The organism is Microbacterium sp. IEGM 1404, assembly GCF_030056775.1.
GTDB lineage: Bacteria > Actinomycetota > Actinomycetes > Actinomycetales > Microbacteriaceae > Microbacterium.
This window is the reverse complement of record NZ_JASHKP010000001.1, coordinates 371,518-397,227: the sequence shown is the minus strand read 5'-3', so window position 1 is coordinate 397,227 and position 25,710 is coordinate 371,518. Positions and strand designations below refer to the sequence as shown.

Sequence of the window (25,710 nt, the reverse complement as noted above, 5' to 3'; positions counted from 1 at the left end):
GGACTCCGCCGGACGGCCCCGGGTGAATCGCGGCGCGCCTCCGCGGCACCGCGCGGAGCGCGACGCAGGGTGGAGGCGTGGCACTGGATTTCACCGCGATCGACTTCGAGACGGCGAATTCCAGTGGTGCGTCCGCATGCGCGGTGGGGCTGGCCCGCGTCCGGGGTGGTCGCGTCGTCGCCACCGCCGCGTGGCTCATCAAGCCCCCGTCCGGCCACGACACCTTCGCACCGATCAACGTCGGCATTCACGGCATCCGCCCCGCGGACGTCGTGGACGCACCGGACTGGTCCACGCAGCTGGCACGTCTGACGGCGTTCGCGGGGGCCGACGTGCTCGTCGCGCACAACGCGGGCTTCGACATGTCGGTCCTGCGCCGCGCGTGCGGCGTGACCGGCGACGAGTGCCCGCCCTACCGCTACCTCTGCAGCGTGCAGATGTCGCGGAAGACCTACACGCTCGACTCGTACCGCCTGCCCCTCGTCGCCGCCGAGGCCGGCTGTTCGCCTTTCGCACACCACGACGCCCTCGCGGACGCCGTCGCGTGCGCCGAGATCACGATCGACTGCGCGCGTCGCGCCGGCGTCGACGACGTGCACGCCCTGGCCGCCCACTTGGGCGTCCGCGTGTCGCAGATCGCCGCCGAGCCGCGGCTCGAACGCGCCGTCGCCTGAGTCCCGCCGCGCTGCCGGGCGATGTCGGACCCCTCCGGCACACTGAGCACATGGATGCCATCGCCCTGATCCTCGCGGTCCTCGCCCTCGCCATGGGAGCCGCCGCCGGGTGGTTCCTGGGCACCGCCCGGGCCACCTCCCGCGCCGCCGCCGAGCGCGTCGATCTGGCCGCGCGCGTCGCGGCCGCCGACGCCGCCCGTGCGGGGGTCCAGGCCCAGCTCGACCACCAGAGCACGCTCTACCGCGACTTGGTCGCGCAGACGCGCGCAGACCAGGCTGCGCGCGAGGAGCGCGACCGGCGCGAGCAGACCGTTCTGCGCGCCCTCGACCCGGTGCGCGAAACGCTCGACGCGATGCAGCGCAAGGTCGACGGCCTCGAGCGCGATCGCGTCGAGCAGTACTCGGCGCTCGGCGAACAGCTGCGGCTCTCGCGCGAAGCCGACGAAGCGTTGCGATCGACGACCGAGGCTCTGGCCTCCGCGATGCGCTCCGGCAGCACGCGCGGCGTGTGGGGAGAGACGCAGCTTCGCCGCGTGGTCGAGGCCGCAGGCCTCACGCGCTACGTCGACTTCGACCTGCAGTCCTCGATCTCCTCCGACACGGGCGCGGGGCGGCCCGACATGGTCGTCCGCCTCCCCGGCGGAAAGGCGCTGGCGGTGGATGCCAAAGTCCCTCTCGACGCGTTCCTGCAGGCCAGCGCGATCCCGGTGACCGCCACGGGCGACGACGGCGCTCGGCGTTCCGCCCTCATGACCAAGCACACCAGAGCCGTGCGTGCCCACGTCGACGCGCTCGCCCGCAAGACGTATTGGGCGGGGCTTCCCAGCAGCCCCGAGTTCGTCATCTGCTTCCTGCCCAGCGAGTCGTTGCTGTCGGCGGCCCTGGACGACGACCCCACCCTGCTGGAGTACGCCTTCACCCGACGAGTGGCCCTCGCCTCGCCGGTGAACCTGTGGGCGGTGCTCAAGACGGTCGCTTTCACCTGGACCCAACAGGACGTGTCTGACGAGGCTCGCACGCTCTTCGCCCTCGGCACCGAGCTGTACGACCGGATCGGCGTCCTCGCCGGGCACGCGGGCGACCTGCGACGCGCGCTGGAGCGCACGGTCGACAGCTACAACAAGTTCGCCGGCTCGCTCGAGTCACGGGTGCTCGTCTCGGCGCGGAAGTTCCCCGGCATCGACGAGACGAAGCTCGATGCCGTCACGGCTCCCGCCGCGCTCGAGACCGCACCGCGGCGCTGGACCGCCCCCGAACTCCTCGAGATCGAGGACGAGGGCACACCCGCGAGCGACGATGCCACCGCCGACGGAATCGCGTACGCCGATCTCGGCGAGGTGCGCACACGCGCCGGGCTCGCTCAGGACGACTGAGCGGGAACGATCAAGACCCGCCGGGCACCCAGCTGAGCAGACTGACCACGGCGGCGGAGACGGCGACGAAGGCCCCCACCATCCACCAGGCACTGATCTCGTGACCCTCGGCGCGGCGCTTGCGCAGCAGAACGTCGGGACGACGCGCGGGGTCGACGGCGCTGGCGATCACCGCCTGCGCACCTGTCTGAGGCGCGGTCGAGTTCGTCGTAGCTGCCATGAAACGATCCCCCTTCGGGTCTCGGAAGAACACAGCGTCGCCGTTGACACTGCTGACGATTCTGCCAGAGGGCCCTGTGAGAACGAGTCACGCTTGCGCAACGACACGCCCGGCTGTACCTGCATGCGCGGGACAGCTCCGGCGCGCCTCCGCTCCGGCGCACCGCCGCGCACCGCTGCCGCACCGCACCCCTACCGCGAAACAGCAACGGACTGACATCCCCACTGCACCCTGCAGTGGAGTTGTCAGTCAGATGCAGTCTCGCGGCCCCGGCCGCCCGACGTCAGCGCGTCAGAGCCACTTCGACGTCAGGTGCTCCGACGAGATCCGGCGCAGCGTGCCCGACGCACCGCGGAGCACGACGCTCTCGGTGTAGATGAAGTCGCCGTCGCGGCGCACGCCCTGCACGAGCTGACCATCGGTGACGCCCGTGGCGACGAAGATCGTGTTCTTCCCCGTCACGAGACCGTCGGCCTCGTAGACCTCGCCGTCGACCTTGAGGCCCGCGTCGCGGCCCTTCTCCTTCTCATCGTCATCGCGCGGCGCGAGCACACCCTGGATGTGCCCGCCCAGCGCCTTGATCGCGCAGGCGGTGACGATGCCTTCCGGGCTCCCACCGATGCCGACGCACATGTCGGTGCGGGCGTTGTGACGCGCGGCGTTGATGCCGCCGGCGACGTCGCCGTCGCTCATCAGGCGGGTTCCGGCACCGGCTTCGCGGATGTCGGCGATCAGCTGCTCGTGACGCGGGCGGTTCAGCACCGAGACCACGATCTCGTCCACGGGCTTGCCCAGCGCCTTCGCCAGCAGCCGGATGTTCTCGCCGATCGGGAGGCGGATGTCGACGACGCCCACGCCCGCGGGACCGGTGACGAGCTTGTCCATGTAGAACACGCTCGACGCTTCCAGCATCGTCCCGTGGTCCGAGACCGCGATGACCGACAGGGCGTTCTGGCGCCCCGCCGCGGTCAGGGAGGTTCCGTCGATCGGGTCGACCGCGACGTCGCACCGGGGCCCCTTGCCGTTCCCGACCCGCTCGCCGTTGTAGAGCATCGGGGCGTTGTCCTTCTCGCCCTCGCCGATGACGATCGTGCCGTCGAAGTTGACCGTGCTGAAGAACGCGCGCATCGCGTCGACAGCCGCGCCGTCGGCGGCCTCCTTTGCTCCGCGACCGATGAACGGAACGGCTCGGATGGCCGCCGCCTCGGTGGCCCTCACCAGCTCGAGAGCCAGGTTCCGATCGGGATGCAGAGGACTCATGTCGGACGTCAGGCTCACCATGTGGCCCACTGTAGCCAGCCTTGTCGTGACAATCGGTGGTTTTCACCGTCTCGCGGATGAAGGAATCGCGATTCTTAACAGCAGAGGAGAACGGGCAGGTTCCTCGCCCGCCGACCCCGTCACGATCGACCGCCTTCGCTAGAGTGACGGTTGTCCCCGTCACGACCAAGGAGTCTCTCCATGCCCGTCGCCACCCCTGAGCAGTACGCCGAGATGCTGGACCGCGCCAAGGCCGGCAGCTTCGCGTACCCCGCGATCAACGTCTCGAGCTCGCAGACCATCAACTCCGTGCTCCAGGGCCTGACCGAGGCCGGCTCGGACGGCATCCTGCAGGTCACCACCGGCGGCGCCGACTACTTCGCCGGCCACACCGTCAAGGCCCGCGCGACCGGCGCGCTCGCGTTCGCGAAGTACGTGACCGAGGTCGCCAAGAACTATCCCGTAACGGTCGCGCTGCACACCGACCACTGCCCGAAGGACGCGCTGCCCGGCTTCGTGATCCCCCTCCTCGAGGCATCCGAGGAAGAGGTCAAGGCCGGCCGCAACCCGATCTTCCAGTCGCACATGTGGGACGGTTCGGCCGTGCCCCTCGACGAGAACATCGACATCGCCGCCGAGCTCCTCCCCCGCCTGAAGAACATCAACGCGATCCTCGAGATCGAGGTCGGCGTGGTCGGCGGCGAAGAGGACGGCGTCGCGCACGAGGGCTCCAACGAGGCGCTGTACACCACCGTCGCGGACGTGACGAAGGCCGTCGAGCGTCTGGGCCTCGGCGAGAACGGCCGCTACATCTCGGCCCTCACCTTCGGCAACGTGCACGGCGTGTACAAGCCCGGTGGCGTGAAGCTGCGCCCCGAGCTGCTCGGTGAGATCCAGGAGGGCATCGCCGCGAAGTTCGGCACCGGCCCCAAGCCCCTCGACCTCGTCTTCCACGGCGGCAGCGGCTCCACCGACGAGGAGATCGTCCTGGCCGTCTCCAACGGCGTCGTCAAGATGAACATCGACACCGACACGCAGTACGCCTTCACCCGGTCGATCGCGGGCTACATGTTCTCGAACTACGAGGGCGTGCTGAAGATCGACGGCGAGGTAGGCAACAAGAAGCAGTACGACCCGCGCGCGTGGGGCAAGGTCGCGGAGTCGGCCATGGCCGTGCGCGTCGTCGAGGCGACGAAGCAGCTCGGCTCGTTCGGCAAGTCGCAGGGCTGACCCGAAGGCTCCCCCACGAACGCCCCGGCTCCGGCCGGGGCGTTCGTGCGTTCCCACCCTTCGCTGACTTCGGGGAGATGTCCGGGGAGCGAGGCGCGGGGCGAACGTTCGCCCGAAGTCAGCGATGACGACGCCGCGAGGACGGCTGACCTACGAGCGGTACAGCTCCAGCACGGTGGGGGCGTCCGACGGCGACGACACGATCTCGACGGGGTCGCCGGCGCGGACGTCGCCCGCACGTCGGACGCGGAGGTAGGCACCGAGCCGCCCCTCATCCGAGAAGCGCTTGACCCACCCGCGGCCCGCCGAGCCGCCGACCCAGCGGGCGAAGGTCGCGCACGGGGTCCGCGGCATCGTCACCTCGAGCTGGACGGTGTCACCGATCCGCCAGACCTCGCCGATCCGCGCGCCGTTGACGTCGACGCCGTCGAGCCGCAGGTTCTCACCGAACCAGCCGGGGGCGAGCTCGCGTCCGAGCTGCTGCTCCCAGAACTCGGCGTCGTCCTGCGCGTACGCGTAGACGGCCTTGTCGGGGCCGCCGTGGTGCTTGCGGCTCGCCTGCACGTCGGCGCGGACACCCAGCGGACCGATGCGCACGGCCCCGTCGAGCGCGCGCTTGTCGATGGCGGTGACGCCGACCGAGCCGGAGTCGGGGCGGAGGGCGTGGACGGCGCAGACGGCGACGAGGCTCGGCATCCCTCGATGCTACGGGCTGTCGAACACCCGTCGCATGACCACGCGATCCCCGTCCACCGTCCTGATCTCGATGGAGTCGATCCGGGATGCCGCCACGTCGGTGCCCGCGCTCAGCTCGGTGGTCGAGCCGGGGCCGGCGCGCCACGTGGAGAGCAACGTCGTGGCTCCCGAGTCGTCCGTGACGGCGAGGGCGTAGGGCCAGCCGCCGGGCGGAGCGTCGAGGACCTGGCCGGTGTACTGGCAGACGAGATCGATCCGGGTGCCCCACTCGACGGGCGTGAGTTTCACCGAGGCCTCCAGCGGCGCGCCCGCCACATCGTCTAAGGCGTAGACGGTGCCGCCACCGTCGGTCGGGGTGCTCGTGAGAGCCAGGACGCTCGGCACCGCGATGACCAGCAGGGCCGCGGCGGCTGCACCCGCCCACAGGGCGACCGCGCGGCGGCGCCGATTCCGCGCGGTGCGCACGACCCGTCCCCGAAGATCGGGATCAGGGGCGGTGGGCGCCGCCCGGAGCTGCGGATCGTCTCCGTCGATCGCGCGAGCACGCTCGGGCGACAGCCGCGAGAGGAGCCCGGCCGTGGGTGCGAGCTCGGCGACGGCGGCCCGGCAGAGCGCGCACTCGTCGAGGTGGCGCTCGTACTCGCCGCGGTCGGCGGCCGACAGCGCACCCAGCACGTACGCGCCGTCCCATTCGGCGAATCTCTCGTGGTCGGCGGTCATCGCGTCACCCCCCTCTCCTGCAGGGCGAGCCGGAGCGCGCGCACGGCGTAGTGCAGACGCGACTTCACGGTGCCCGCCGGGATGCCCAGTTCTTCCGCCGCTTGCGCGACGCTCCGACCCCCGTAGTAGGCCGACACGATGACCGCGCGGTGATCGGCCGTCAGGGTGGCCAGGGCCTCCTCGACGAGCAGCGCGTCGAACATGGCATCCGTGTGATCCCCGCCCGCGGTCTCGGGCAGTTCGTCGACCGGCTGCTCATGGCGCCGCCGCGCACTGCGCGCCTCGTCGATGACGATGTTGCGGGCGACGGTGAACATCCAGGACCGCAACGTCGAGGGGTCGTCCGCCATGACGCGCGGCGTCCGCCACGCGCGCAGCAGGGTCTCCTGGACGACGTCGTCGGCTCCCGCGTGGTCGCCCGTGAGGCTCACGACGTAGCGCCAGACGGGTGCGGCGTGCGCGTCGTACAGCGCGGTCAGCTGCGCGTGGTCGTCTCGCATCGCGGCATCCCTCCTGTCCTCCTCACGGGAACACGGGATGCCGGGCCCCGCGGTTCAGTTCGCGAACGAGCCGGTGAGGGCCGACAGGAACGCCGGGTCCGCGGTGAGCGCGATGGTGATGCACACACCGGCGACGAGGGTCGTCGCCACGAAGCCGACGAGCGGCACCCAGAACGCGATCCGCCCGCGACGCAGTCGCCGCCAGGTGAGCCAGGCCGTGAGCAGATAGCCGACCGCGTACACGACGGATGCCACGGCGCCCCACACGTACCCGGTCGACAGCGCCGTGTACGTGGCATCCACGCCCAGGATCTGCGCGGCGCGCTCGGCGTAGCCGGGGAAATCGAGCAGCTGCACGATCGTGGAGATCACCGAGATGAGGCCGTAGACGAGGAGGACGAACGTCGCGACCCGGTCAGCGAGCGGGCCGCGGGCGCGCGCGGCGGCCGGAGTCTCGTCGACGGCGGGCTCGGGCGCCGGAGCGACTCCCGCCTCGAGAGCCTCGGTCACCTCGGGGCGCTGGATGCGCGCGCGCTGCTCCTCGGGCGAGGCGTACTCGCCGTACTGCGGGCGCGGACGGGCATCGTCGCTCATGGGCGACCCCGGCCGCCGAGGGCGCGCTGGTCGCGCTTGCCCGACGAGTCCTGACGCAGCTCCTTGGGGAGCGAGAACATCAGGTCCTCCTCCGCGGTGCGCACCTCTTCGACATCGCGGTAGCCGGCACCGGCGAGCTCCTCGAGCACCTCCGTGACGAGCACCTCGGGCACCGACGCGCCGCTGGTCACACCGACGGTCTCGACGCCCTCGAGCCACTCCTGACGCACCTCGTCGACGTAGTCGACGCGGTAGGCGGCCTTGGCGCCGTGCTCCAGCGCGACCTCCACGAGGCGCACGCTGTTCGACGAGTTCGCCGAGCCGACGACGATCACGAGGTCGGCGCCGCGCGCGACCTTCTTGATCGCGACCTGACGGTTCTGAGTGGCGTAGCAGATGTCGTCGGACGGCGGATCCTGCAGCTCGGGGAACCGCAGGCGCAGGCGCCGGACGGTCTCCATCGTCTCGTCGACGGACAGCGTGGTCTGCGAGAGCCACACGACCTTCGACGGGTCGCGCACCTCGACGGTGTCGGCGTGCTCCGGGGAGTTGACCACGGTGACGTGCTCGGGCGCCTCGCCCGCCGTGCCCTCGACCTCTTCGTGTCCCTCGTGGCCGATGAGCAGGATCTCGAAGTCGTCGCGCGCGAAGCGCACGGCCTCGCGGTGCACCTTGGTCACGAGCGGGCAAGTCGCGTCGATCGCCTGCAGGTGCCGATCGGATGCCGCCGACACCACGGCCGGCGAGACCCCGTGCGCGCTGAAGACGACGTGCGAGCCCTCCGGCACCTCGTCGACCTCCTCGACGAAGATCGCGCCCTTCTTCTCCAGCTCGGTCACGACGTGGATGTTGTGCACGATCTGCTTGCGCACGTAGACCGGCGCGCCGTAGCGCTCGAGGGCCTTCTCGACCGCGATGACGGCACGGTCGACACCGGCGCAGTAGCCGCGCGGTGCGGCCAGCAGCACCTTCTTCTGTCCGTGGACGGGGATATCCTGGAGCCGCCCGCGTCGACCCGGGATCCGGGGAACGGGCAGGTGGACGGCAGGTGTGCTCACCCCTCGATTCTACGGGGGCGCCCCTGGACGACGGCCGAACCGCCCACCACCGACCCCCACGAGAGAGCATGACCTCCTTCCGACCCGAAGCCGTCGAGGGCCAGGCGCCCCCGGCCGACTCCGTGCACCCGCGCGATTCCCGCACCGACACCCCGACGTCGGTGTCGCGCCTGAACGACACGATCCGCGGCTTCATCGAGCGCTGGGGGTCGGTCTGGGTCGAGGGCGAGATCACCTCGTTCAACCGGCGGGGCGGCAACGTCTTCGGGCGCCTGAAGGATCTCGGAACCGACTCGACCGTCGCTTTCCGCATCTGGTCGAGCACGCTCGCGCGGTTGCCGAAGGATCTGCAGGTCGGCGACCACGTCGTCGCGTGCGTCAAGGCCGACTACTTCCCCCGGACCGGCGACTTCTCGTTCTCGGTGTCGGCGATGCGCCATGTGGGCCTCGGCGAGCAGCTCGAGCGTCTGGAGCGGCTGCGCGTGCAGTTGCGGTCCGAGGGACTGTTCGACCCCGCGCGCAAGAAGAAGCTGCCCTTCCTCCCCCACTGCATCGGACTGATCACGGGCGAGAACTCGGATGCCGAGAAGGACGTGCACCGCAATGCCGAGCTGCGCTGGCCGCAGGTGCGGTTCCGCACGCGGTACGCCGCGGTGCAGGGCGACCGCTGCGTCCCCGAGACGCTGGCGGCACTGAAGGCGCTGGATGCCGACCCCGACGTCGACGTCATCGTGATCGCCCGCGGCGGCGGGGATCCGCAGACGCTCCTCGGCTTCAGCGATGAGCGACTCGTGCGCGCGGTGGCCGCGGCATCCACCCCGATCGTCAGCGCCATCGGCCACGAGAACGACCGTCCGCTGCTGGACGACGTCGCCGACGTGCGCGCCTCCACCCCGACCGACGCCGCCAAGCGCGTGGTGCCCGACGTCAGCGAGCAGCGTGCGCTCGTCGCGCAGCTGCGGGCGCGCCTGACGAGCCGACTCACGCAGCGCGTGCTCCACGACATCGCGCAGCTCGAGCAGCTGCGTTCGCGTCCGGTGTTGCGGACGCCCCACTCGATGCTCACCTCCCGCGCGCAGGACATCTGGATGCTCGCGACTCGCGGGCGCGACGTCGTCGACCGCCGACTGCAGGGCGAGGAGCGGCGAACGCGGGAACTCCGGGCTTCGCTGCGCGCTCTCTCACCGGAAGCCACCCTGGCGCGCGGATACGCGATCGCGCAGGTCGAGGGCGGTGGGATCGTGCGCGACGCGACGCAGGCACCCGCGGGCTCTCGCGTCGTGGTGACCGTCGCCGAGGGCGCGTTCGGCGCCTCCTCCACCGGCCCGGTCGACGGCGCCGAGTCCCCGGCGGACGGCGGCACCTCCGCCGGTCGCGCCTAAGATGGATGCCATGACCGCGACGCCTTCCGGCCCCTCCGCCGACGTGGCGTCTCTGTCGTTCGAGCAGGCTCGGGACGAGCTCGTCCGTGTGGTCGCCGAGCTCGAGCAGGGTGCGCCCACGCTGGAGGAGTCGCTGGCCCTCTGGGAACGCGGCGAGCAGCTCTCGGCCCGCTGTGAAGAATGGCTGCTCGGCGCCAAGCGACGGCTCGACGCCGCGCGCGGCGAGGGTGAGGAGTCCTGATGGCCCGCATCGTCGCCGAGCTCGGTCGCCCCGAGACGCCCGAGGAGACAACGGCCCGTAAGGCCGAGTCGTCGCGCCGTTACCGCTCCAGCAAGACCTTCCGCAACCTCGTCGCCGCGCTCCTCGTCACCGTGGCCGTCGTCCTCGTCGTGGTCGCGGCGGTTCCGCGCGGCGAGCCCGCCCCCCGTCCGGAGCCCGACGTCGTGGCCCTCGCCGCCGACCTGTCCCGCGAGATCGGTCGCCCCGCCCTGTCGCCGTCGCTCCCCGACGGCTGGCGCGTGAACCAGGCGACGACCGAGGGTCAGGGCGGCACCGAGGCGTGGACGATGGTCTACGTCCGCTCCGGCGACTCCGGGTTCGTGCGCGTCGCGCAGGGCCTGGACACCGGTGAGGAGTGGGTCGCCCAGATCCTGGGCGGAGCGCGCAGCACCGAGACCGTGGCGATCGACGGGATCGACTGGAACGTCTACCGCCCCAGCGACCCCGAACGTGCCGGCAACATCACCTACGCGCTGTCGACCCCCGCCGGGCCCGATCAGGTGCTGATCTACGGCGACGCCAGCCCCGAGACGACCGCGATCGCCGCGGCATCCGTCACCGCCCAGGTTCGAGAACTGAGAGAGACCCCGTGAGCGAGCGCATCACCCCCCGTGCCGTGTGGACCCAGATGCTCGAGGGCAACCGCCGCTTCGTGTCGGGCGAACCCGCGCACCCGCGCCAGGACGTCGAACGTCGCGCGGAACTCGCGAGCTCGCAGCACCCCACGGCCGCTCTCTTCGGCTGCTCCGACTCGCGCCTCGCGGCCGAGATCATCTTCGACCAGGGCCTGGGCGACCTGTTCGTCGTCCGCAACGCCGGCCAGGTCATCTCCGACTCGGTGATCGGCAGCCTCGAGTACGCCGTCGGCGTGCTGGAGGTCCCGCTCATCGTGGTGCTCGCGCACGACGCGTGCGGTGCCGTGGGGGCCGCGATCGACAGCACCGGCATTGACGCCCCGACCCTCCCTCCCTACATCTGGCGCCAGATCGCCCCGATCGTCCCGGCCGTGCGTCGGGTGCAGCGCGAAGAGGCCGCCGCCGGCCGCGCGGCCGACCGCATCGACGCCGAGCTGGTGGGTCGAGAGCACCTGCGCCACACCGTCGCCGATCTGCTGCGCGCCTCCGAGCTCATCGCCGAGGCCGTCGCCGAAGGTCGGGTCGCGGTCGTGGGCGCCAACTACCGACTCGACGACGGGGAAGCCGTCCCCGTCGTGAGCGTGGGCGACGTGGACGACTCCCGCGCCGCCTGACACCGCACGAAACGATCTGGAGGAACGACGACGTGACCGACATCGAGTACCGCATCGAACACGACACCATGGGTGAGGTGCGGGTGCCCAAGGACGCCCTCTACGCCGCGCAGACGCAGCGCGCGGTCGAGAACTTCCCCATCTCGGGTTCGGGGCTGGAGTCGACGCAGATCGCCGCGCTCGCCCGCATCAAGAAGGCGGCGGCGCTGGCGAACAAAGAGCTCGGCACGCTCGACCCGCGCGTCGCGGACGCCATCGCCCAGGCCGCCGACGAGGTCATCACCGGCGCGTACGACGCGCACTTCCCGGTCGACACGTACCAGACCGGGAGCGGCACCTCGTCGAACATGAACATGAACGAGGTCCTGGCGACCCTCGCCACCCGGATCCTCGGCGACACCGTCCACCCCAACGACCACGTCAACGCCTCGCAGTCCTCGAACGACGTCTTCCCCACCTCGGTGCACATCGCGGTCACGCAGGCCCTCATCGACGACCTCATCCCGGCGCTCGACCACCTGTCCGTCGCGCTCGAGGCCAAGGCCGAGGCGTGGAAGGGCATCGTCAAGTCCGGTCGCACCCACCTCATGGATGCCACCCCGGTCACGCTCGGCCAGGAGTTCGGCGGCTACGCCCGCCAGATGCGCCTCGGCATCGAGCGCGTGCAGGCCGTCCTCCCCCGCGTCGGCGAGGTGCCCCTCGGCGGAACGGCCGTCGGCACCGGGATCAACACGCCGCTGGGCTTCCCGCAGAAGGTCATCGAGCTGCTCGCCGCCGAGACCGAGCTCCCCATCACCGAGGCCAAGGACCACTTCGAGGCGCAGGCGAACCGTGACGGTCTCGTCGAGGCATCCGGTGCCCTGCGCACGATCGCGGTGTCGCTGACCAAGATCAACAACGACATCCGCTGGATGGGGTCGGGGCCGAACACGGGCCTCGGAGAGCTGCACATCCCCGACCTGCAGCCCGGTTCCTCGATCATGCCCGGCAAGGTCAACCCGGTCGTCCCCGAGGCCACGCTGATGGTGTGCGCACGGGTCATCGGCAACGACGCCACCGTCGCCTGGGCGGGCGCGTCGGGTTCGTTCGAGCTCAACGTCGCGATCCCCGTGATGGGCACGGCGCTGCTGGAGTCCATCCGCCTGCTGTCCAACGCCATGCGCGTGCTCGCCGACAAGACGATCGACGGCCTCGAGGCCAACGTCGCCCGCGCCGAGGCGTTCGCCGGGATGTCCCCGTCGATCGTCACGCCCCTGAACAAGGTCATCGGGTACGAGGCCGCGGCGAAGATCGCGAAGCACTCGGTGGCCAAGGGCATCACGGTCCGCGAAGCCGTCATCGACCTCGGCTACGTGGAGCGCGGCGAGATCACCGAAGAGGTGCTCGACGCCAAGCTCGACCTGCTGTCGATGACCCACCCGGGCTGAGCCGGATCGCGACGACGCCGGGGAACGCCATAATCAGAGGATGATCCGCCGCACGAGACCCTTCTCGGCACGCGCGCGGCTCCTCGCGGCGATCCTCGGCGTCGTGCTGCTCGGCCTCATCATCGCCGGCGGCATCACGTTCTTCGTGCAGAGCGAGCGCGTGCTCGCCAACGCCCAGCGACAGCTCGACGGCTTCGTCTCGACCGTGTCCGCCGGCGGACAGGACGCCGCCGACCTGGTCGCGGCCGCCGTGCCCGGCCGCACGGACGGTACGCTGGCCCTGCGCGGAACCGCGGTCCTCGCCTCGACCCCGGCCCCGCCGGGCCTCCCGCTCGCCGACGACGTGGACTTCCTCGCCGAGCTGCGTGCCGCGCTGGATCGCGGCGAGATGCGCGGGCGCCTGGACACGGGCGTCGGCCCGGTCCTCTACGCCGCGGTGGCCGACGAGGATGCCGCGATCGTGCAGGCCATCTCGATCGACCAGCGCATGGAGCTGGTGACCCTGTCGACCCTCACGTACGCGATCGCGGGGGCGGGCGTGCTCCTCGCCGTCGGAGTGGCCGGTTGGTTCGTCACGGGCCGCCTGTTCTCGCCGCTGCGGAAGCTCCGCGACACGACCGACGCGATCACGATCGCCGATCTCGGGGTGCGCGTCTCGAGTGAAGGCAACGACGAGATCGCCGACCTGACGGCCTCCGTGAACTCGATGCTCGATCGCCTGGCGATGTCGGTCGCCGCCCAGCGGCAGCTCCTCGACGACGTGCGGCACGAGCTGAAGACGCCGATCACGATCGTCCGCGGCCACCTCGAGACGATGAACCCCGCCGATCCCGAGGACGTCGTCGAGACCCGCGACCTCGGAATCTCCGAGCTCGACCGGCTCTCGCGCCTCGTCGACGACATCGACGCCCTCGCCGACGTCGAAGCCGGTTCGCTGTCGGCGGGAGTCGTCGACGTGAGCGCGCTCACCGACCGCGTCGGCGAACTCGTCGCGGCCATCCCCGAACACACCTGGACGATCGAAGCACGCGGCCGCGGCCGGATCGTCGGCGACCACGACCGTCTCGTCCAAGCGTGGTTGCAGCTCGCCGACAACGCCGCGAAGTACACCCCGGCCGGAAGCCCCATCGAGATCGGCAGCTCCGACGACGGTGTGGTCGCGAAACTGTGGGTCCGCGACCACGGCCCCGGCATCCCTCCCGCCGCCCGTCATCGTGTGTTCCGCCGCTTCGACCGCGTCTCGACCCGACGCGGCGTCGACGGATCCGGGCTCGGCCTGTCGATCGTGGATGCCATCGTGAAGGCGCACGACGGACACTGCACCATCGCCGACACCCCCGGCGGCGGCGCGACCCTGACGATCCACGTGCCCCGGGGCGGAGCGCACACACCGACCCACCTTCCGACGCCCGTCCGTGCCGGCGACGTCGTCCAGCAGAGAGAGGCCACCGGATGACCCGCATCCTCATCGCCGAAGACGAGGAGCGCATCTCTGCGTTCGTGGCCAAGGGTCTGGAGGCCGCCGGCTACCAGACCCTCATCGTCGAAGACGGAGCCGAGGCTCTCGACCGCGCGCTCACCGGCGAGGTGGACCTCGTCCTGCTGGACGTTGGGTTGCCGACGATGGACGGCTTCGAGGTGCTGCGGAGCCTGCGCGGGCAAGGGTCGTCGATCCCGGTCATCATGCTCACGGCCCGCACCAGCACCCGCGACACCGTCGACGGACTCGACGCCGGCGCGAACGACTACGTCGCCAAGCCGTTCAAGTTCGACGAGCTGCTCGCCCGCGTCCGTTCGCGCCTGCGCGAGCCGGTGTCGCTCGGGTCGATCACGATCGCGCACGGCGACGTGTCACTCGACGTCCTCACCCGCCGCGCCGCGATCGGCGCGCGGGAGATCGATCTCAGCGCGCGCGAGTTCGCCCTCGCCGAGGAGTTCCTCCGTCACGCCGGGCAGGTGTTGAGTCGAGAACAGTTGCTCAGCCGGGTCTGGGGGCTGGACTTCGATCCCGGCTCCAATGTGGTGGACGTCTACGTCCGATATCTGCGCGCCAAGTTCGGCGCGGCGCGCATCGCCACCGTGCGCGGTGCCGGGTATCGATGGCAATAGACCCCCGAAAACCCAAAAGCCCCCGGTTGGGGGGAAACCGGGGGTATGGGGATGCGGTCCACGGCGGTCTTCCGACGTACCCGAAACGTCGGTGACCTGCACGGCGAACCGTTCTCTTTTCATTTATGGGGGGAACCGCCGAGGCGGTGACGAGGTCTCCCTCGCCGTTGACACAACTCTGTCGGTTCCCCGTGAGAATGCGAGGAGGTGCAGATGAGAAAGCTCTCATCATCCCGGCCCCACAGAGGAGGGGCCGGGATGCGTGGCATCCCGGCCCCTCCGTACGCGATCTCTAGGAGAGCTCTCCGGCCTCCAGCAGCTCGGTGACGAGCGCGGCGATGGCGGACCGCTCCGACCGGGTCAGCGTGACGTGGCCGAAGAGCGCGTGGCCCTTGAGCGTCTCGATGACCGAGGCGACACCGTCGTGGCGGCCGACCCGCAGGTTGTCGCGCTGCCCGACGTCGTGGGTGAGCACGACGCGCGAGTTCTGGCCGATGCGGCTCAGCACCGTCAGCAGGACGTTGCGTTCGAGCGACTGCGCCTCGTCGACGATCACGAACGCGTCATGCAGCGAACGACCGCGGATGTGGGTGAGGGGCAGAACCTCGAGCATGCCGCGCGCCAGCACCTCTTCGAGCACGTTCCCCGACACCACCGAGCCCAGCGTGTCGAACACCGCCTGCCCCCACGGGCCCATCTTCTCGGCCTGGTCGCCGGGGAGGTAGCCCAGCTCCTGCCCGCCCACGGCGAACAGCGGACGGAAGACGATGATCTTCTTCTGCTGCTGACGCTCCAGCACCGCCTCGAGGGCCGCGCACAGCGCGAGTGCGGACTTGCCGGTGCCGGCACGTCCGCCGAGCGAGACGATCCCCACCTCCGGGTCGAGCAGCAGGTCGATCGCGATCCGCTGCTCGGCCGAGCGTCCGTGCAGACCGAACGCGTCACGGTCGCCGCGGACGAGCCGGAACTCGCCGTCGCCGGTGACACGACCCAACGCCGAGCCCCGCTCCGAGTGGATGATGAGGCCGGTGTTGACCGGGAGGCCGCGGACGTCGTTGCTGGCGGCGACCTCGGATTCGTACAGGTCGCTGAGGTCGTCTCCCGAGACGTCGATCGAGGCGATCCCGGACCAGCCCGAGTCCATCGCCTGCTCGGCGAGGTACTCCTCGGCGGAGAGGCCCAGCGACGACGCCTTGACGCGCATCGGCAGGTCCTTCGACACCACCGTGACCTCGGCGCCGTCGCGCGCGATGTTCATCGCGACCGCGAGGATGCGGCTGTCGTTGTCGCCCAGGCGCATACCCGACGGGAGCACCGAGGGATCGGTGTTGTTCAGCTCGACGCGGAGCGTGCCGTCGGTGCCCACCGGTACGGGGAAGTCGAGGCGGCCGTGCTCGATGCGCAACTCGTCGAGGTGGCGCAGCGCCTGCCGCGCGAAGTAGCCGATCTCGGGGTCGTGGCGCTTGCCCTCGAGCTCGGTGATCACCACGACCGGGATCACGACCGAATGCTCGGCGAAGCGGAAGAACGCCCGCGGGTCGCTCAACAGGACGGAGGTGTCCAGAACGTAGGTGCGCAGAGCCTGATCGGCTGAGGCATCCGGTTCCGAAACACTGCTGTCGACGACGTTCCGCTGGTCGTACGGTGCTCGTGCAGTCACAACCCACTCCCGACCCGGGTGTCTCACCCGGCTGTCACGAGTCGACCTGTGGGTCACGAGTCGCGATCCGAAGGCCGACTCGACCGGGCTCCGTGCCCGATGACCTCACCGTAAAGCCTTCCGCGGGCACGTGGGGTCGCGAACACGCCCGGAAAAATGACGAGTGCGTTAACGCTGACGCACGGCTACTGGCCGAATCGGCGGTCGCGCGCGGAGAAGTCGCGGATCGCGCGAAGGAAGTCCACTTCGCGCAGGTCGGGACCGAGCGCCTCGACGAAATAGAACTCCGAGTGCGCCGACTGCCAGAGGAGAAAGTCGCTCAGACGCTGCTCCCCCGAGGTGCGGATGACGAGGTCGGGGTCGGCCTGGCCGCCGGTGTACAGGTGCTCGCCGATCTGCTCGGGAGTGAGGCTCGCCGCCAGTTCCTCGAGCGACCCGCCCCGCTGATCGTGTTTGGCGATGATGCTGCGCACCGCGTCGACGATCTCGCTGCGGCCGCCGTAGCCGACGGCGAGGTTGACGTGCAGACCGGTGTGCGAGCGGGTCCGGTCGGTGACCTCCCGCAGCACCTCGGCGAGGGCGGGGGGCAGGTCGTCGGCCCGCCCCACGTGCTGCACACGCCAGTCGGGTTCGTGCGACAGTTCGCGGGCGAGCTCGGCGATGATCTCGATGAGGTCCTCCAGCTCGCGGGAGTCGCGCTTGCGGAGGTTGTCGTTGGACAACAGGTACAGCGAGACGACCTTGATGCCGAGGTCGTCGCACCACCGGAGGAACTCGTGCATCTTGGCCGCGCCGGCGCGGTGGCCGTGTGCGGCGCTGTCGAAGCCGAGCTGCCGCGCCCAGCGGCGATTGCCGTCGATCATCATCGCCACGTGATGCGGCACGGTCGCGGGCATCTGCCGGCGCAGGCGCTGGATGTACAGCCGGTAGAGGGGACCCCGCCCCTCGTTCCTCCACACGCGCGCCACCCGGCTACGCTACCGCGTCGACCTCCGCGCGGCACGGTTCGCCCGTCTCCGCGGCGAGCCGCCGTGGGCCGACCATGTGCCCGCGCGGGTATGCGGGCCGACGTAGGCTCGACGCGTGACGCCTTCCCCCACCGGTGACGGACCGGAGATGCCTCAGCTCCCCCTCCTCGAGGCGGGGGCCGTCGGTGCGCAGGCCGATCTGAAGCCCACCTGGCGGGGCTGGATCCACGCCGGCACGTTCCCGGTGGCCATCGCCGCCGGCATCGTCCTGATCAGCCTCGCGCAGGGTGCTCCGGCGAAATGGGCCTCCGCGGTCTTCATGGCGACGTCGATGCTGCTGTTCGGCAACTCGGCGCTGTACCACCGGTTCAATTGGAAGCCGAAGACGAGGGCGGTGCTCAAGCGCATCGACCACGCCAACATCCTGCTGCTCATCGCAGGGACGTACACGCCGTTGGCCGTCCTGGCGCTGGACACCCCGCAGACGATCCTGCTGCTGTCGATCGTCTGGGGCGGGGCGATCCTCGGGATCTTCTTCCGCGTGTTCTGGATCAACGCCCCGCGCTGGCTCTACGTGGCGCTCTATCTCGCCCTCGGCTGGGCGGCGGTGATGTACATCGTCGACCTGTTGAACGCGAATGTCGCGATGATGGTGCTCGTCGTCATCGGGGGACTGCTCTACACGGCGGGGGCCATCGTGTACGCCCTCAAGCGCCCGAACCCGTGGCCCGGCCACTTCGGCTTCCACGAGATCTTCCACGTGTGCACGGTCCTGGCGTTCCTGTGCCACTGGACGGCGTGCCTGCTGATCGCGATGCACCCCGCCTTCCACGGCGGATAGCGACGGATGCCAATCCCCCGCGGCGCGGATCAGCTGCGGGGAGCGTCGCGGTCGATGTCTTCGTCGTCGGTCTCGCTGGCGGCTTCGGCCGCGCGGGCCTGCTCCTCGGCATCCAGTTCCGCGTTGACCTCTTCGCGATAGCGCCCGCGCCGGATGCGGCGCAGCATGTCCCACACGAGGAGGAAGACCGCGACGCCGATGAAGGCGACCGCCGCGAAGCCGAGCGGTCCCGGGGTCACGATCGACTCGTCGGGGGTCGTGGCGGGAGTGGGCGTGGCCGCGAGGGCCGCGAGCGCGGTGAGCATGGAGTCCTTCGGTCCGGGCGGGAGCGCGTAGCCTGGAAGTCCAGCCTAAAGCCCGGGGAGACCATGACGACGCAAGCCCAGCTCGACGACCGCTACGGCCGCACCCGGTCGCCGCGTCGGCGGATCGTGCTGTGGAGCGTCGTGGGCGTGGTCGCGGTGGCTCTCACCGTCGCGCTCGGATGGACGACCGTGGCGAACAACCTGGCGTCCGTGACCTCCACCGACACCGGATTCGCGGTGACGGATGCCGAGCGCGTCACCATCTCGTTCCAGATCACCGCACCCGTGGGGCAGCCGGTCGCCTGCGCGATCGAGGCGCAGGACGAAGAGCACGGAACCGTCGGGTGGCGGGTCGTGGAGTACCCGGCATCCGAGGATCACACCCGAGCCTTCTCGGAGGAGATCCCGACCCTGGCGCTGGCGACGACGGGTTTTGTCAACTCCTGCTGGGTGCCGTAGTCTCGATCACCAAGACGCGCCCCGGCCCGAAGCCGGGGCGTTCGACATATCCCCCGGCGGTCGGCGGTTTCTCCCTGCCCGACTCCGGCCCGATCGACGAAGGAGACCACCGTGTCCACTGACGCTCAGGTGACGTTCCTCACCCAGGATGCCTACGACCGTCTCGCCAACGAGCTCGAGCACCTCTCGACCACGGGCCGCGAAGAGATCGCCAAGCGCATCGAGATCGCCCGGGAAGAGGGCGACCTGAAGGAGAACGGCGGCTACCACGCCGCCAAGGACGAGCAGGGCAAGCAGGAGGCCCGCATCCGCACCCTCCAGGCGCTGCTGAAGAATGCCAAGGTCGGCGAGGCGCCCGAGAGCACGGGCGTCGTCGAGTCCGGCACGGTCGTCACCGCGATCATCGCCGGGGGCGAGGAGAAGTTCCTCCTCGGCAACCGTGAGATCGCCGCCGACTCCGAACTCGACGTGTACAGCGAGGCGTCGCCGCTGGGCGCCGCGATCCTCGGCCTCAAGGAGGGCGACAGCGGCTCGTACACCACGCCCAACGGCAAGCAGATCTCGGTCGAGATCGTGAAGGTCGAGACCTACTCGGGTCAGTGACCCGCACGTGCGAAGAGCCGCTCCCCCGTTCGGGGTGAGCGGCTCTTCGCGTCTCGACCGGCGTCGCCGGGGCGGGGGCGTCAGTCCGGGACCACGGTGGCGAAGAAGCCGGCTTCCTCCAGCGTGCGGATGACGAGCGCCCGGTGTTCCGCGCCCCGTGTCTCCACGCTCAGCTGCAGGATGACCTCGCTGATCTGCAGGCCCTGTCCGTGCCGCGTGTGCAGCACCTCGATGACGTTGGCGCCGACCTGGGCGAGCAGCTCCGACACGCGGGCGAGCTGCCCGGGGCGGTCCGGGAGCGGGATGCGCAGCGACATGTAGCGACCGGATGCCGACAGCCCGTGGGCCACGACCCTCTGGAGGAGCAGGGGGTCGATGTTCCCGCCGGAGAGGATCGTCACGGTGGTCCCCGTCGCCTGGATCTTCCCGGCGAGGATCGCGGCCACCCCGACCGCGCCCGCGGGTTCCACGACCTGCTTCGCGCGCTCGAGCAGGACGAGCAGCGCCCGCGCGATGTCGTCCTCGGTGACGGTGACGACCTCGTCGACGAACTGCCGGATGAGCTCGAACGGCAGATCACCCGGACGCGCGACGGCGATTCCGTCGGCGATCGTCGGGGTCGTCGGCACCTGGATCGGATACCCCGCCGCGAGGGAGGTGGGATAGGCGGCGGAGTTCTCCGCCTGGACGCCGATGATCCGCACGCGGCGCCCCTCGGCGGCCGCCCGCGCCTTGACCGCGGCGGCCACGCCGGCGGCGAGACCGCCGCCGCCGATCCCGACGATGACGGTGTCCAGATCCGGCAGGTCTTCGACGAGCTCCAGGCCGAGCGTCCCCTGACCCACGACGATGTCGCGGTGATCGAACGGATGGATCAGCACCGCGCCCGTGCGTTCGGCGAACTCGGCCGCGAGGCGGAGAGGCGTCTCGACGGTCGCCCCCTCCAGGATCACCTCGGCGCCGTACCCGCGGGTCGCGAGGAGCTTGGGCACCGGCACGCCGAGCGGCATGAAGATCGTGGCCGTGATGCCGAGCTGCTGCGCCGCGAGGGCGACGCCCTGCGCGTGGTTGCCCGCGGATGCCGCGACGACGCCGCGAGCCCGTTCCTCGGCGGTGAGGCGCGACAGGCGGTACGTCGCTCCGCGGATCTTGAACGATCCGGTCCTCTGCAGATTCTCGAGCTTGAGGTGCACGGGCACGCCGAGCAGCTCGGTCAGGTGCAGCGACTCGTCGAGCGGGGTCCGCGTGATGATGCCGCGCAGGGTCTGCGCGGCATCCTCGAACTCGGCCAGGGTGGGCGTGTCGTTCATGATCTCCTTCCGCGTTCGCGGGGCACGGTCTGCCAGATGAGGTCGGCGGAGTCGACGGCGGAACCGCCGTCCCGCCACGCATGGCTGCTGAGGTACACCGAGACGACGTTGACGAACGCGGCGAGCGGCACCGCGAACAGCGCACCGGGGATGCCGCCGATCATCGCCCCGCCGGCGACGACGAGGACCACCGCCAGCGGGTGAACCTTCACGGCGGATCCCATGAGGATCGGCTGCAGCACGTGACTCTCGATCTGCTGAACGCCCAGCACGACGATGAGCATGAACAGCGCGATCAGCGGCCCGTTGTAGACCAGCGCGATGAAGACCGCGAGGGCCCCGGTCACCACGGCGCCGACGAACTGGATGAACGCGCCCAGGAACACCAGGACGCCGATCGGGATCGCGAGCGGCACACCGAGCAGGAACGCGCCCAGGCCGATGCCGATCGCGTCGATCGTGGCCACGAGCAGCTGCGTGCGGGCGTAGGTGATGACGGTGCGCCACCCGGCGCGCCCGGCGCCGTCGACCGCGGGGCGCGCGACGCGCGGGAACAGCCGCGTCGTCCAGCGCCAGATGCCGCCGCCGTCGGCCAGAAGGCAGAGCAGGATGAACAGCGTCAGCAGCAGCCCCGTGCCGACGTGGCCGATCGTCGTCCCGATCGCCAGCGCCCCCGTCCACAGCACCTCGGCCTGCTGCTGCAGGAACGTCCCCGCCTGGCGGAGCCCGTCGTCGATCTGCTGCGCCGACAGGTGCAGGGGCCCGTCGATGAGGTACTGGCGGAACTGGCCGATCGCTTCCACCGTGCGGTCGCGCACCGAGCCGAATTCTCGCGTGATCTGCCAGACCGCGAGCCACAGCAGCCCCGAGATCACGGCGATCGTCCCGAGCACCGTGACGACGATGGCGAGCCAGCGCGGCCACCGGTGCCGCAGGAGGAACGAGAACGCGGGCCACACGAGCGCGGTGATGAGGATCGCGACCAGCAACGGGATGACCAGGAGCTTCAGCTGGATGACCAGCCACACCACCACGCCGATGGCGGCCGCGATGACCAGCAGTCGCCACGAGTAAGCGGTGGCCTGGCGCAGCGCCGCGGGGACCGCCGGCGAGAGGTCGCTCGAGACGGTGCGCCGACGCAGGGCGTCGAAGAACGATCCGCGGTCCTCGGGATCGGTTCCGGTCATCCCGTCAGCCTACCGCCGCCCCCGCTCCGGGAACGCCGGGAATGTCGGCGGCCATGCCTACGCTGGAATGTATGACGACGACCCTTCGCCGCGCCGAGGCACGCCGCATCGCGCTCGCCGCCCAGGGCCTCGGACGCCCGCGTCCCACGGTGGTCGGTACCCGCCAGATCACCTCGACGCTCCGGCGCATGCGGATCCTGCAGATCGACTCCGTCAACGTCTTCTCCCGCAGCCACTACATGCCGCTGTTCGCCCGCCTCGGGGCCTACGACACGGCTCTGCTCGATCGCCTGGCGTTCGCGCGCCGCCCGCGGTGGGTGGAGTCCTGGGCGCATGTGGCATCCCTCGTCGATGTCGCCGACTGGCCGCTGTTGCAGTTCCGCCGCGACGCGGCGCGCGAGAAGTACGGCACCGACGACTGGGCGGAGGCCAACGCCGCACTGCTGGGCTGGCTGCGCGACGAGCTCGCGGCGCGGGGACCGCTCCGCCCCGCCGACATCGAACACGATGCACGCGCGGGGTCGCGCGGATCGTGGTGGGGATGGGACGACGTCAAGAACGGCCTCGAGCGATTGTGGCTCATGGGTGACGTCGCGATCGCGGGCCGTCGCGGGTTCGAGCGACGATACGCGCTGGCCTCCGACGTGCTGCCGCCCGAGGCCCTCCACTCCCCCGTCCCCCGGGCCGAGGCCATCCACGAGCTCGTCCGACGCGCCGCCGCCGCGTACGGCGTCGCGACCGCCGCCGACCTCGCGGACTACTGGCGCATCCGCGACCGCCCCGCCGTTCTCGGCGCCGTGCGCGACCTCGTCGACGCCGGCGAGCTCGAGCCCGTCGTCGTCGAGGGGTGGCAGGTCGCCGGTCGGCCCGCCAAGGCCTGGCTGCACCGGGATGCCGCCCGCCCCCGCCGCGTCGATGCGACGGCCGTCCTGACCCCGTTCGACCCCGTCGTGTGGTTCCGCGACCGCGCCGAGCGGCTGTTCGACTTCGACTACCGCATCGAGATCTACACCCCGGCCGAGAAGCGGCGCTTCGGCTACTACTCGCTGCCCGTGGTCGTCGGCGACGATGTGGTCGGACGCGTCGATCTCAAGGCCGACCGGGGCGCCTCCGCACTGCGGGTGCAGTCGGCGTGGTGGGAGCACGGCGCCCCCGCGGATGCCGCCGAGCGGCTTGCCGCGGAACTGCGGACCGCCGCGGAATGGCAGGGGCTCGAGCGCGTGACGGTGTCCCGGTGGGGCGACGCCGCCGACGCCCTCGCGGGAGCCCTGCGCGCCGAACGGCACGAGCACCCCCGGCACGACGCCGCCCCCTCACCCGTGACGGGCTGAGGGGGCGGCGGAGTCGGTGCCGTCAGAACTGGACGCGCGGCGGCTCGGAGATCGCGGCGCCGTCGACGACTTCGAAGAACTCCCGCGCCTGGAAGCCCAACTGGCGGGCGAAGAGGTTGTTGGGGAACACCTTGGTCTTGGTGTTGAGCTCGCGCACACCGCCGTTGTAGAACCGGCGCGATGCCTGGATCTTGTCCTCGGTGTCGACGATCGACTGCTGCAGCTGCAGGAAGTTCTGGCTCGCCTGAAGCTGCGGATACGCCTCGGCGACGGCGAACAGCGACCGCAGCGCCTGCTGCATGTGGCCCTCGGCGACGCCCGCCTCCGCGGGGCTCTGCGCCGAGATCGTCTCGGCGCGGGCGCGCGTCACGTTCTCGAACACGGCCTTCTCGTGAGCCGCGTACCCCTTTACCGTCTCGATGAGGTTGGGGAGGAGATCGGCGCGACGCTTGAGCTGGACGGTGATGTCGCTCCACGCCTCGTCGACCCGGACGTTGAGGGAGACCAGGGCGTTGTACGTCGCCCACAGATAGATCCCCGCGATCGCCAGGATTGCGACGATCACGATGACGGGGACGAGCCACTCCCACATGTTCCGGTTCTCCGTTCGACGACTGCCGCACAATCCTAACGGCGGGGGCGGTGCGCACCAGGGGCCTGGGAACGACTCCCAGTCGATACGCATGCAACGCGTTGAGCGATGCGCGCGCGGCGCCCCGACACGTACCCCCGGTGGGACTCGAACCCACACCTGGAGCGATTTTAAGTCGCCTGCCTCTGCCATTGGGCTACGGGGGCGGATGCCACGCTCCACCGTAGCGCGGAGGGCGACGGCATCCGGAAACGACGAGACCCCCGCACGCGATGTGCGGGGGTCTCGAGCGCGATCACTTGGCGGCGACGGCCTCGGGCTTCTTGTCGGCCGAGGCCGGCTCGGCCGCGGGCTGCGCCGGACGCGGGCGGGCGGCGAACTCCTCGAACGTGGCACGCGGGTTCTGGACGGCCTCCAGCGACACCGTCTCGCGGCCGTGGAAGAAGTTCTGCACCCAGTCGCCGACGACGCGGAACTTGCGCTCCCAGGTCGGCATGGCTAGGCCGTGGTAGCCACGGTGGGCGAACCAGGCGAGGAGACCCGTGAGCGCGATCTTCCCGGACTGGAACGCACCGTTGTACAGACCGAGTCCGGCGACCGCGCCGAGGTTCTTGTGGAAGTACTGCTTGGGCTCCTCGCCGCGGAGGACCGCAACGATGTTCTTCGCCATGAGCTTGCCCTGACGCACCGCGTGCTGCGCGTTCGGGACGCAGAAGCCGCCCACGCCGCCACCCGAGAGGTCGGGGACGGCCGACACGTCGCCGGCGGCCCAGGCACCCTCGACGAACTCCTCGTCGGTGCCCACGCGCAGGTCGGGACGGGTGCGGATGCGACCGCGCTCCTCGACCGGCAGGTCGCTGCCGCGCACGACGGTCGGGTTGGCCATGACCCCGGCGGTCCAGATGATGAGGTCGGTGGGCAGCTGCTCACCGGTGGAGAGCTCGACGACGCCGTCGACGGCGCCCTTGACCTGCGTGTCGAGGTGCACGAACGCACCCTTCTTCGCCAGGTCGGCCAGCACCCACTCGCTCGTCTTCTGCGACACCTCGGGCATGATGCGGCCCATCGCCTCGATGAGGTGGAAGTGCGTGTCGTCGAAGGTCAGCGTCGGGTACTGCTTGAGCAGCGACGACGCGTACGCGCGCAGCTCGGCGAACACCTCGATGCCGGCGAAGCCACCGCCGACGACCACGACGGTCAGCAGACGGTCGCGCTCGGGACCGGCGGGAAGCACCGACGCCTTGTCGAAGTTCGAGGTCAGACGGTCGCGGATCGCGACGGCCTCTTCGATCGTCTTCAGACCGATCGCGTTCTCGGCGATGCCCGGGATCGGGAACGTGCGCGAGACGGCGCCGGCGGTCACGACGATCTGGTCGTACTCCTGCGTCCAGGTGTCGTCGCCCGCGATCGGCGTGATCGTGGCGGTCTTGGTGGCGTGCGAGATGCCGGTGACCTTGCCCGCGATGACGGTCGTGCGCTTCAGGTGGCGACGGAGACCGACGACAACGTGGCGGGCCTCGATCTCACCGGCCGCGACCTCGGGGAGGAAGGGCTGGTACGTCATGTACGGCAGCGGGTCGACGAGAGTGACCTCGGCCTCGTTGCGGCCGAGGAGCTTCTCGAGCTTCCACGCAGTGTAGAAACCCGCGTAGCCTCCGCCGACGATGAGGATCTTGGGCACG

28 protein-coding genes and 1 tRNA gene are annotated in these 25,710 nt (G+C 70.5%); 14 read left to right on the top strand and 15 right to left on the bottom strand.

From position 1 onward, the window contains the following. Positions 1 to 77 precede the first annotated feature (77 nt). On the top strand, positions 78 to 674 hold the full coding sequence (locus tag QM517_RS01960; RefSeq protein WP_077051828.1) for a 3'-5' exonuclease: 597 nt from the start codon (positions 78 to 80) through the stop codon (positions 672 to 674). Between the two features lie 50 nt (positions 675 to 724). Beyond that, complete coding sequence (locus tag QM517_RS01955) at positions 725 to 2,047, top strand: DNA recombination protein RmuC (protein ID WP_283284767.1); 1,323 nt, start codon at positions 725 to 727, stop codon at positions 2,045 to 2,047. A 10-nt stretch (positions 2,048 to 2,057) separates the two neighbouring features. Here QM517_RS01955 and QM517_RS01950 read toward each other — a convergent pair whose 3' ends face one another. Both QM517_RS01950 and glpX read right to left on the bottom strand, forming a co-directional pair. Further along, the gene (locus QM517_RS01950; RefSeq protein ID WP_077051830.1) at positions 2,058 to 2,267 is read right to left on the bottom strand and encodes a UDP-N-acetylmuramyl pentapeptide phosphotransferase; all 210 of its coding nucleotides are present in this window, start codon (positions 2,265 to 2,267) and stop codon (positions 2,058 to 2,060) included. Between the two features lie 291 nt (positions 2,268 to 2,558). After that, positions 2,559 to 3,548 (bottom strand): class II fructose-bisphosphatase, encoded by a 990-nt coding sequence (gene glpX / locus QM517_RS01945; RefSeq protein ID WP_077051831.1) that lies wholly within the window; start codon positions 3,546 to 3,548, stop codon positions 2,559 to 2,561. A gap of 180 nt (positions 3,549 to 3,728) precedes the next feature. On the opposite strand from glpX, the gene fbaA reads away from it, so the two are divergent. After that, positions 3,729 to 4,757 (top strand): class II fructose-bisphosphate aldolase, encoded by a 1,029-nt coding sequence (fbaA, locus tag QM517_RS01940; protein WP_283284765.1) that lies wholly within the window; start codon positions 3,729 to 3,731, stop codon positions 4,755 to 4,757. 150 nt (positions 4,758 to 4,907) lie between these two features. On the opposite strand, the gene QM517_RS01935 is transcribed toward fbaA, so the two are convergent. From QM517_RS01935 to QM517_RS01915, 5 genes are read right to left on the bottom strand one after another with little or no spacing between them, the layout of a single operon-like run. Continuing rightward, positions 4,908 to 5,453: an MOSC domain-containing protein gene (locus QM517_RS01935; RefSeq protein ID WP_077051833.1), complete on the bottom strand. Its 546-nt coding sequence runs from the start codon at positions 5,451 to 5,453 to the stop codon at positions 4,908 to 4,910. 9 nt (positions 5,454 to 5,462) lie between these two features. After that, on the bottom strand, positions 5,463 to 6,173 hold the full coding sequence (locus QM517_RS01930) for an anti-sigma factor family protein (RefSeq protein ID WP_077051834.1): 711 nt from the start codon (positions 6,171 to 6,173) through the stop codon (positions 5,463 to 5,465). Further along, positions 6,170 to 6,673 (bottom strand): sigma-70 family RNA polymerase sigma factor, encoded by a 504-nt coding sequence (locus QM517_RS01925; protein WP_077051835.1) that lies wholly within the window; start codon positions 6,671 to 6,673, stop codon positions 6,170 to 6,172. Before QM517_RS01925 ends, QM517_RS01930 begins: the two co-directional genes overlap by 4 nt. A 54-nt stretch (positions 6,674 to 6,727) precedes the next feature. Next, positions 6,728 to 7,267 carry a DUF6264 family protein gene (locus QM517_RS01920; RefSeq protein ID WP_278102028.1) on the bottom strand — a complete coding sequence of 180 codons (540 nt, stop codon included), beginning with the start codon at positions 7,265 to 7,267 and terminating at the stop codon, positions 6,728 to 6,730. After that, positions 7,264 to 8,304, bottom strand: a complete 1,041-nt coding sequence (locus QM517_RS01915; RefSeq protein WP_303655357.1) for a 4-hydroxy-3-methylbut-2-enyl diphosphate reductase — start codon at positions 8,302 to 8,304, stop codon at positions 7,264 to 7,266. Before QM517_RS01915 ends, QM517_RS01920 begins: the two co-directional genes overlap by 4 nt. Before the next feature lie 89 nt (positions 8,305 to 8,393). On the opposite strand from QM517_RS01915, the gene xseA reads away from it, so the two are divergent. From xseA to QM517_RS01880, 7 genes are read left to right on the top strand one after another with little or no spacing between them, the layout of a single operon-like run. Then, the gene (gene xseA / locus QM517_RS01910; protein WP_077051837.1) at positions 8,394 to 9,707 is read left to right on the top strand and encodes an exodeoxyribonuclease VII large subunit; all 1,314 of its coding nucleotides are present in this window, start codon (positions 8,394 to 8,396) and stop codon (positions 9,705 to 9,707) included. A 1-nt stretch (position 9,708) separates the two neighbouring features. Continuing rightward, complete coding sequence (locus QM517_RS01905) at positions 9,709 to 9,948, top strand: exodeoxyribonuclease VII small subunit (RefSeq protein WP_036328293.1); 240 nt, start codon at positions 9,709 to 9,711, stop codon at positions 9,946 to 9,948. Further along, positions 9,948 to 10,580, top strand: a complete 633-nt coding sequence (locus tag QM517_RS01900; RefSeq protein ID WP_283284761.1) for a DUF4245 family protein — start codon at positions 9,948 to 9,950, stop codon at positions 10,578 to 10,580. Before QM517_RS01905 ends, QM517_RS01900 begins: the two co-directional genes overlap by 1 nt. Positions 10,581 to 10,615: 35 nt before the next feature. Beyond that, positions 10,616 to 11,236 carry a carbonic anhydrase gene (locus QM517_RS01895; RefSeq protein WP_139340761.1) on the top strand — a complete coding sequence of 207 codons (621 nt, stop codon included), beginning with the start codon at positions 10,616 to 10,618 and terminating at the stop codon, positions 11,234 to 11,236. Positions 11,237 to 11,268: 32 nt separating this feature from the next. Continuing rightward, the gene (locus QM517_RS01890; protein WP_077051841.1) at positions 11,269 to 12,663 is read left to right on the top strand and encodes a class II fumarate hydratase; all 1,395 of its coding nucleotides are present in this window, start codon (positions 11,269 to 11,271) and stop codon (positions 12,661 to 12,663) included. Positions 12,664 to 12,703: 40 nt separating this feature from the next. Beyond that, positions 12,704 to 14,119: a sensor histidine kinase gene (locus QM517_RS01885; RefSeq protein WP_283284758.1), complete on the top strand. Its 1,416-nt coding sequence runs from the start codon at positions 12,704 to 12,706 to the stop codon at positions 14,117 to 14,119. After that, complete coding sequence (locus tag QM517_RS01880) at positions 14,116 to 14,772, top strand: response regulator transcription factor (protein WP_283284756.1); 657 nt, start codon at positions 14,116 to 14,118, stop codon at positions 14,770 to 14,772. Before QM517_RS01885 ends, QM517_RS01880 begins: the two co-directional genes overlap by 4 nt. Before the next feature lie 292 nt (positions 14,773 to 15,064). Here QM517_RS01880 and QM517_RS01875 read toward each other — a convergent pair whose 3' ends face one another. Both QM517_RS01875 and QM517_RS01870 read right to left on the bottom strand, forming a co-directional pair. Then, a complete protein-coding gene (locus QM517_RS01875; RefSeq protein ID WP_374114648.1) occupies positions 15,065 to 16,432 on the bottom strand; it encodes a PhoH family protein in 1,368 nt (455 codons plus the stop codon). 185 nt (positions 16,433 to 16,617) lie between these two features. Continuing rightward, a complete protein-coding gene (locus QM517_RS01870; RefSeq protein WP_077052659.1) occupies positions 16,618 to 17,391 on the bottom strand; it encodes an isoprenyl transferase in 774 nt (257 codons plus the stop codon). A gap of 157 nt (positions 17,392 to 17,548) precedes the next feature. On the opposite strand from QM517_RS01870, the gene trhA reads away from it, so the two are divergent. Beyond that, the gene (gene trhA / locus QM517_RS01865; RefSeq protein WP_077051845.1) at positions 17,549 to 18,241 is read left to right on the top strand and encodes a PAQR family membrane homeostasis protein TrhA; all 693 of its coding nucleotides are present in this window, start codon (positions 17,549 to 17,551) and stop codon (positions 18,239 to 18,241) included. Between the two features lie 29 nt (positions 18,242 to 18,270). Here trhA and QM517_RS01860 read toward each other — a convergent pair whose 3' ends face one another. Next, complete coding sequence (locus QM517_RS01860; protein WP_077051846.1) at positions 18,271 to 18,546, bottom strand: hypothetical protein; 276 nt, start codon at positions 18,544 to 18,546, stop codon at positions 18,271 to 18,273. A gap of 63 nt (positions 18,547 to 18,609) precedes the next feature. Here QM517_RS01860 and QM517_RS01855 point away from each other — a divergent pair, with 63 nt between their 5' ends. Together QM517_RS01855 and greA are read left to right on the top strand one after the other, a co-directional pair. Continuing rightward, positions 18,610 to 19,005 carry a DUF4307 domain-containing protein gene (locus tag QM517_RS01855; protein WP_278102035.1) on the top strand — a complete coding sequence of 132 codons (396 nt, stop codon included), beginning with the start codon at positions 18,610 to 18,612 and terminating at the stop codon, positions 19,003 to 19,005. A 111-nt stretch (positions 19,006 to 19,116) separates the two neighbouring features. Beyond that, on the top strand, positions 19,117 to 19,608 hold the full coding sequence (gene greA, locus QM517_RS01850; protein WP_077051848.1) for a transcription elongation factor GreA: 492 nt from the start codon (positions 19,117 to 19,119) through the stop codon (positions 19,606 to 19,608). An 80-nt stretch (positions 19,609 to 19,688) separates the two neighbouring features. Here greA and ilvA read toward each other — a convergent pair whose 3' ends face one another. Both ilvA and QM517_RS01840 read right to left on the bottom strand, forming a co-directional pair. After that, positions 19,689 to 20,918 (bottom strand): threonine ammonia-lyase, encoded by a 1,230-nt coding sequence (gene ilvA, locus QM517_RS01845; RefSeq protein WP_077051849.1) that lies wholly within the window; start codon positions 20,916 to 20,918, stop codon positions 19,689 to 19,691. Next, positions 20,915 to 22,105 (bottom strand): AI-2E family transporter, encoded by a 1,191-nt coding sequence (locus QM517_RS01840; RefSeq protein WP_283284751.1) that lies wholly within the window; start codon positions 22,103 to 22,105, stop codon positions 20,915 to 20,917. The genes ilvA and QM517_RS01840 overlap by 4 nt, the downstream gene beginning before the upstream one ends. 71 nt (positions 22,106 to 22,176) lie before the next feature. On the opposite strand from QM517_RS01840, the gene QM517_RS01835 reads away from it, so the two are divergent. Then, positions 22,177 to 23,436 carry a winged helix-turn-helix domain-containing protein gene (locus QM517_RS01835; protein ID WP_283284749.1) on the top strand — a complete coding sequence of 420 codons (1,260 nt, stop codon included), beginning with the start codon at positions 22,177 to 22,179 and terminating at the stop codon, positions 23,434 to 23,436. Between the two features lie 22 nt (positions 23,437 to 23,458). Here the strand turns inward: QM517_RS01835 and QM517_RS01830 are convergent, their stop codons facing one another. From QM517_RS01830 to QM517_RS01820, 3 genes are all read right to left on the bottom strand, one after another. Beyond that, entirely contained in the window at positions 23,459 to 24,028 is a 570-nt protein-coding gene (locus tag QM517_RS01830; protein ID WP_283284747.1) for a LemA family protein, read from the bottom strand. A 132-nt stretch (positions 24,029 to 24,160) separates the two neighbouring features. Then, positions 24,161 to 24,234, bottom strand: a tRNA-Leu gene (locus tag QM517_RS01825). Between the two features lie 89 nt (positions 24,235 to 24,323). After that, complete coding sequence (locus tag QM517_RS01820; RefSeq protein WP_308208883.1) at positions 24,324 to 25,709, bottom strand: NAD(P)/FAD-dependent oxidoreductase; 1,386 nt, start codon at positions 25,707 to 25,709, stop codon at positions 24,324 to 24,326. Position 25,710 lies beyond the last annotated feature (1 nt).

Excerpts from the sequence above, each read along its gene's own strand:
- QM517_RS01855 (WP_278102035.1), top strand. The coding sequence starts at position 18,610 with ATGACGACGCAAGCCCAGCTCGACGACCGCTACGGCCGCACCCGGTCG.
- QM517_RS01840 (WP_283284751.1), bottom strand. The coding sequence starts at position 22,105 with ATGACCGGAACCGATCCCGAGGACCGCGGATCGTTCTTCGACGCCCTG.
- QM517_RS01935 (WP_077051833.1), bottom strand. The coding sequence starts at position 5,453 with ATGCCGAGCCTCGTCGCCGTCTGCGCCGTCCACGCCCTCCGCCCCGAC.
- QM517_RS01955 (WP_283284767.1), top strand. The coding sequence starts at position 725 with ATGGATGCCATCGCCCTGATCCTCGCGGTCCTCGCCCTCGCCATGGGA.
- trhA (WP_077051845.1), top strand. The coding sequence starts at position 17,549 with ATGCCTCAGCTCCCCCTCCTCGAGGCGGGGGCCGTCGGTGCGCAGGCC.
- QM517_RS01900 (WP_283284761.1), top strand. The coding sequence starts at position 9,948 with ATGGCCCGCATCGTCGCCGAGCTCGGTCGCCCCGAGACGCCCGAGGAG.
- QM517_RS01880 (WP_283284756.1), top strand. The coding sequence starts at position 14,116 with ATGACCCGCATCCTCATCGCCGAAGACGAGGAGCGCATCTCTGCGTTC.
- QM517_RS01830 (WP_283284747.1), bottom strand. The coding sequence starts at position 24,028 with ATGTGGGAGTGGCTCGTCCCCGTCATCGTGATCGTCGCAATCCTGGCG.
- ilvA (WP_077051849.1), bottom strand. The coding sequence starts at position 20,918 with ATGAACGACACGCCCACCCTGGCCGAGTTCGAGGATGCCGCGCAGACC.
- xseA (WP_077051837.1), top strand. The coding sequence starts at position 8,394 with ATGACCTCCTTCCGACCCGAAGCCGTCGAGGGCCAGGCGCCCCCGGCC.
- QM517_RS01925 (WP_077051835.1), bottom strand. The coding sequence starts at position 6,673 with ATGCGAGACGACCACGCGCAGCTGACCGCGCTGTACGACGCGCACGCC.
- QM517_RS01930 (WP_077051834.1), bottom strand. The coding sequence starts at position 6,173 with ATGACCGCCGACCACGAGAGATTCGCCGAATGGGACGGCGCGTACGTG.
- QM517_RS01950 (WP_077051830.1), bottom strand. The coding sequence starts at position 2,267 with ATGGCAGCTACGACGAACTCGACCGCGCCTCAGACAGGTGCGCAGGCG.
- QM517_RS01920 (WP_278102028.1), bottom strand. The coding sequence starts at position 7,267 with ATGAGCGACGATGCCCGTCCGCGCCCGCAGTACGGCGAGTACGCCTCG.
- glpX (WP_077051831.1), bottom strand. The coding sequence starts at position 3,548 with ATGGTGAGCCTGACGTCCGACATGAGTCCTCTGCATCCCGATCGGAAC.
- QM517_RS01885 (WP_283284758.1), top strand. The coding sequence starts at position 12,704 with ATGATCCGCCGCACGAGACCCTTCTCGGCACGCGCGCGGCTCCTCGCG.
- QM517_RS01860 (WP_077051846.1), bottom strand. The coding sequence starts at position 18,546 with ATGCTCACCGCGCTCGCGGCCCTCGCGGCCACGCCCACTCCCGCCACG.
- QM517_RS01895 (WP_139340761.1), top strand. The coding sequence starts at position 10,616 with ATGCTCGAGGGCAACCGCCGCTTCGTGTCGGGCGAACCCGCGCACCCG.
- QM517_RS01905 (WP_036328293.1), top strand. The coding sequence starts at position 9,709 with ATGGATGCCATGACCGCGACGCCTTCCGGCCCCTCCGCCGACGTGGCG.
- fbaA (WP_283284765.1), top strand. The coding sequence starts at position 3,729 with ATGCCCGTCGCCACCCCTGAGCAGTACGCCGAGATGCTGGACCGCGCC.
- QM517_RS01835 (WP_283284749.1), top strand. The coding sequence starts at position 22,177 with ATGACGACGACCCTTCGCCGCGCCGAGGCACGCCGCATCGCGCTCGCC.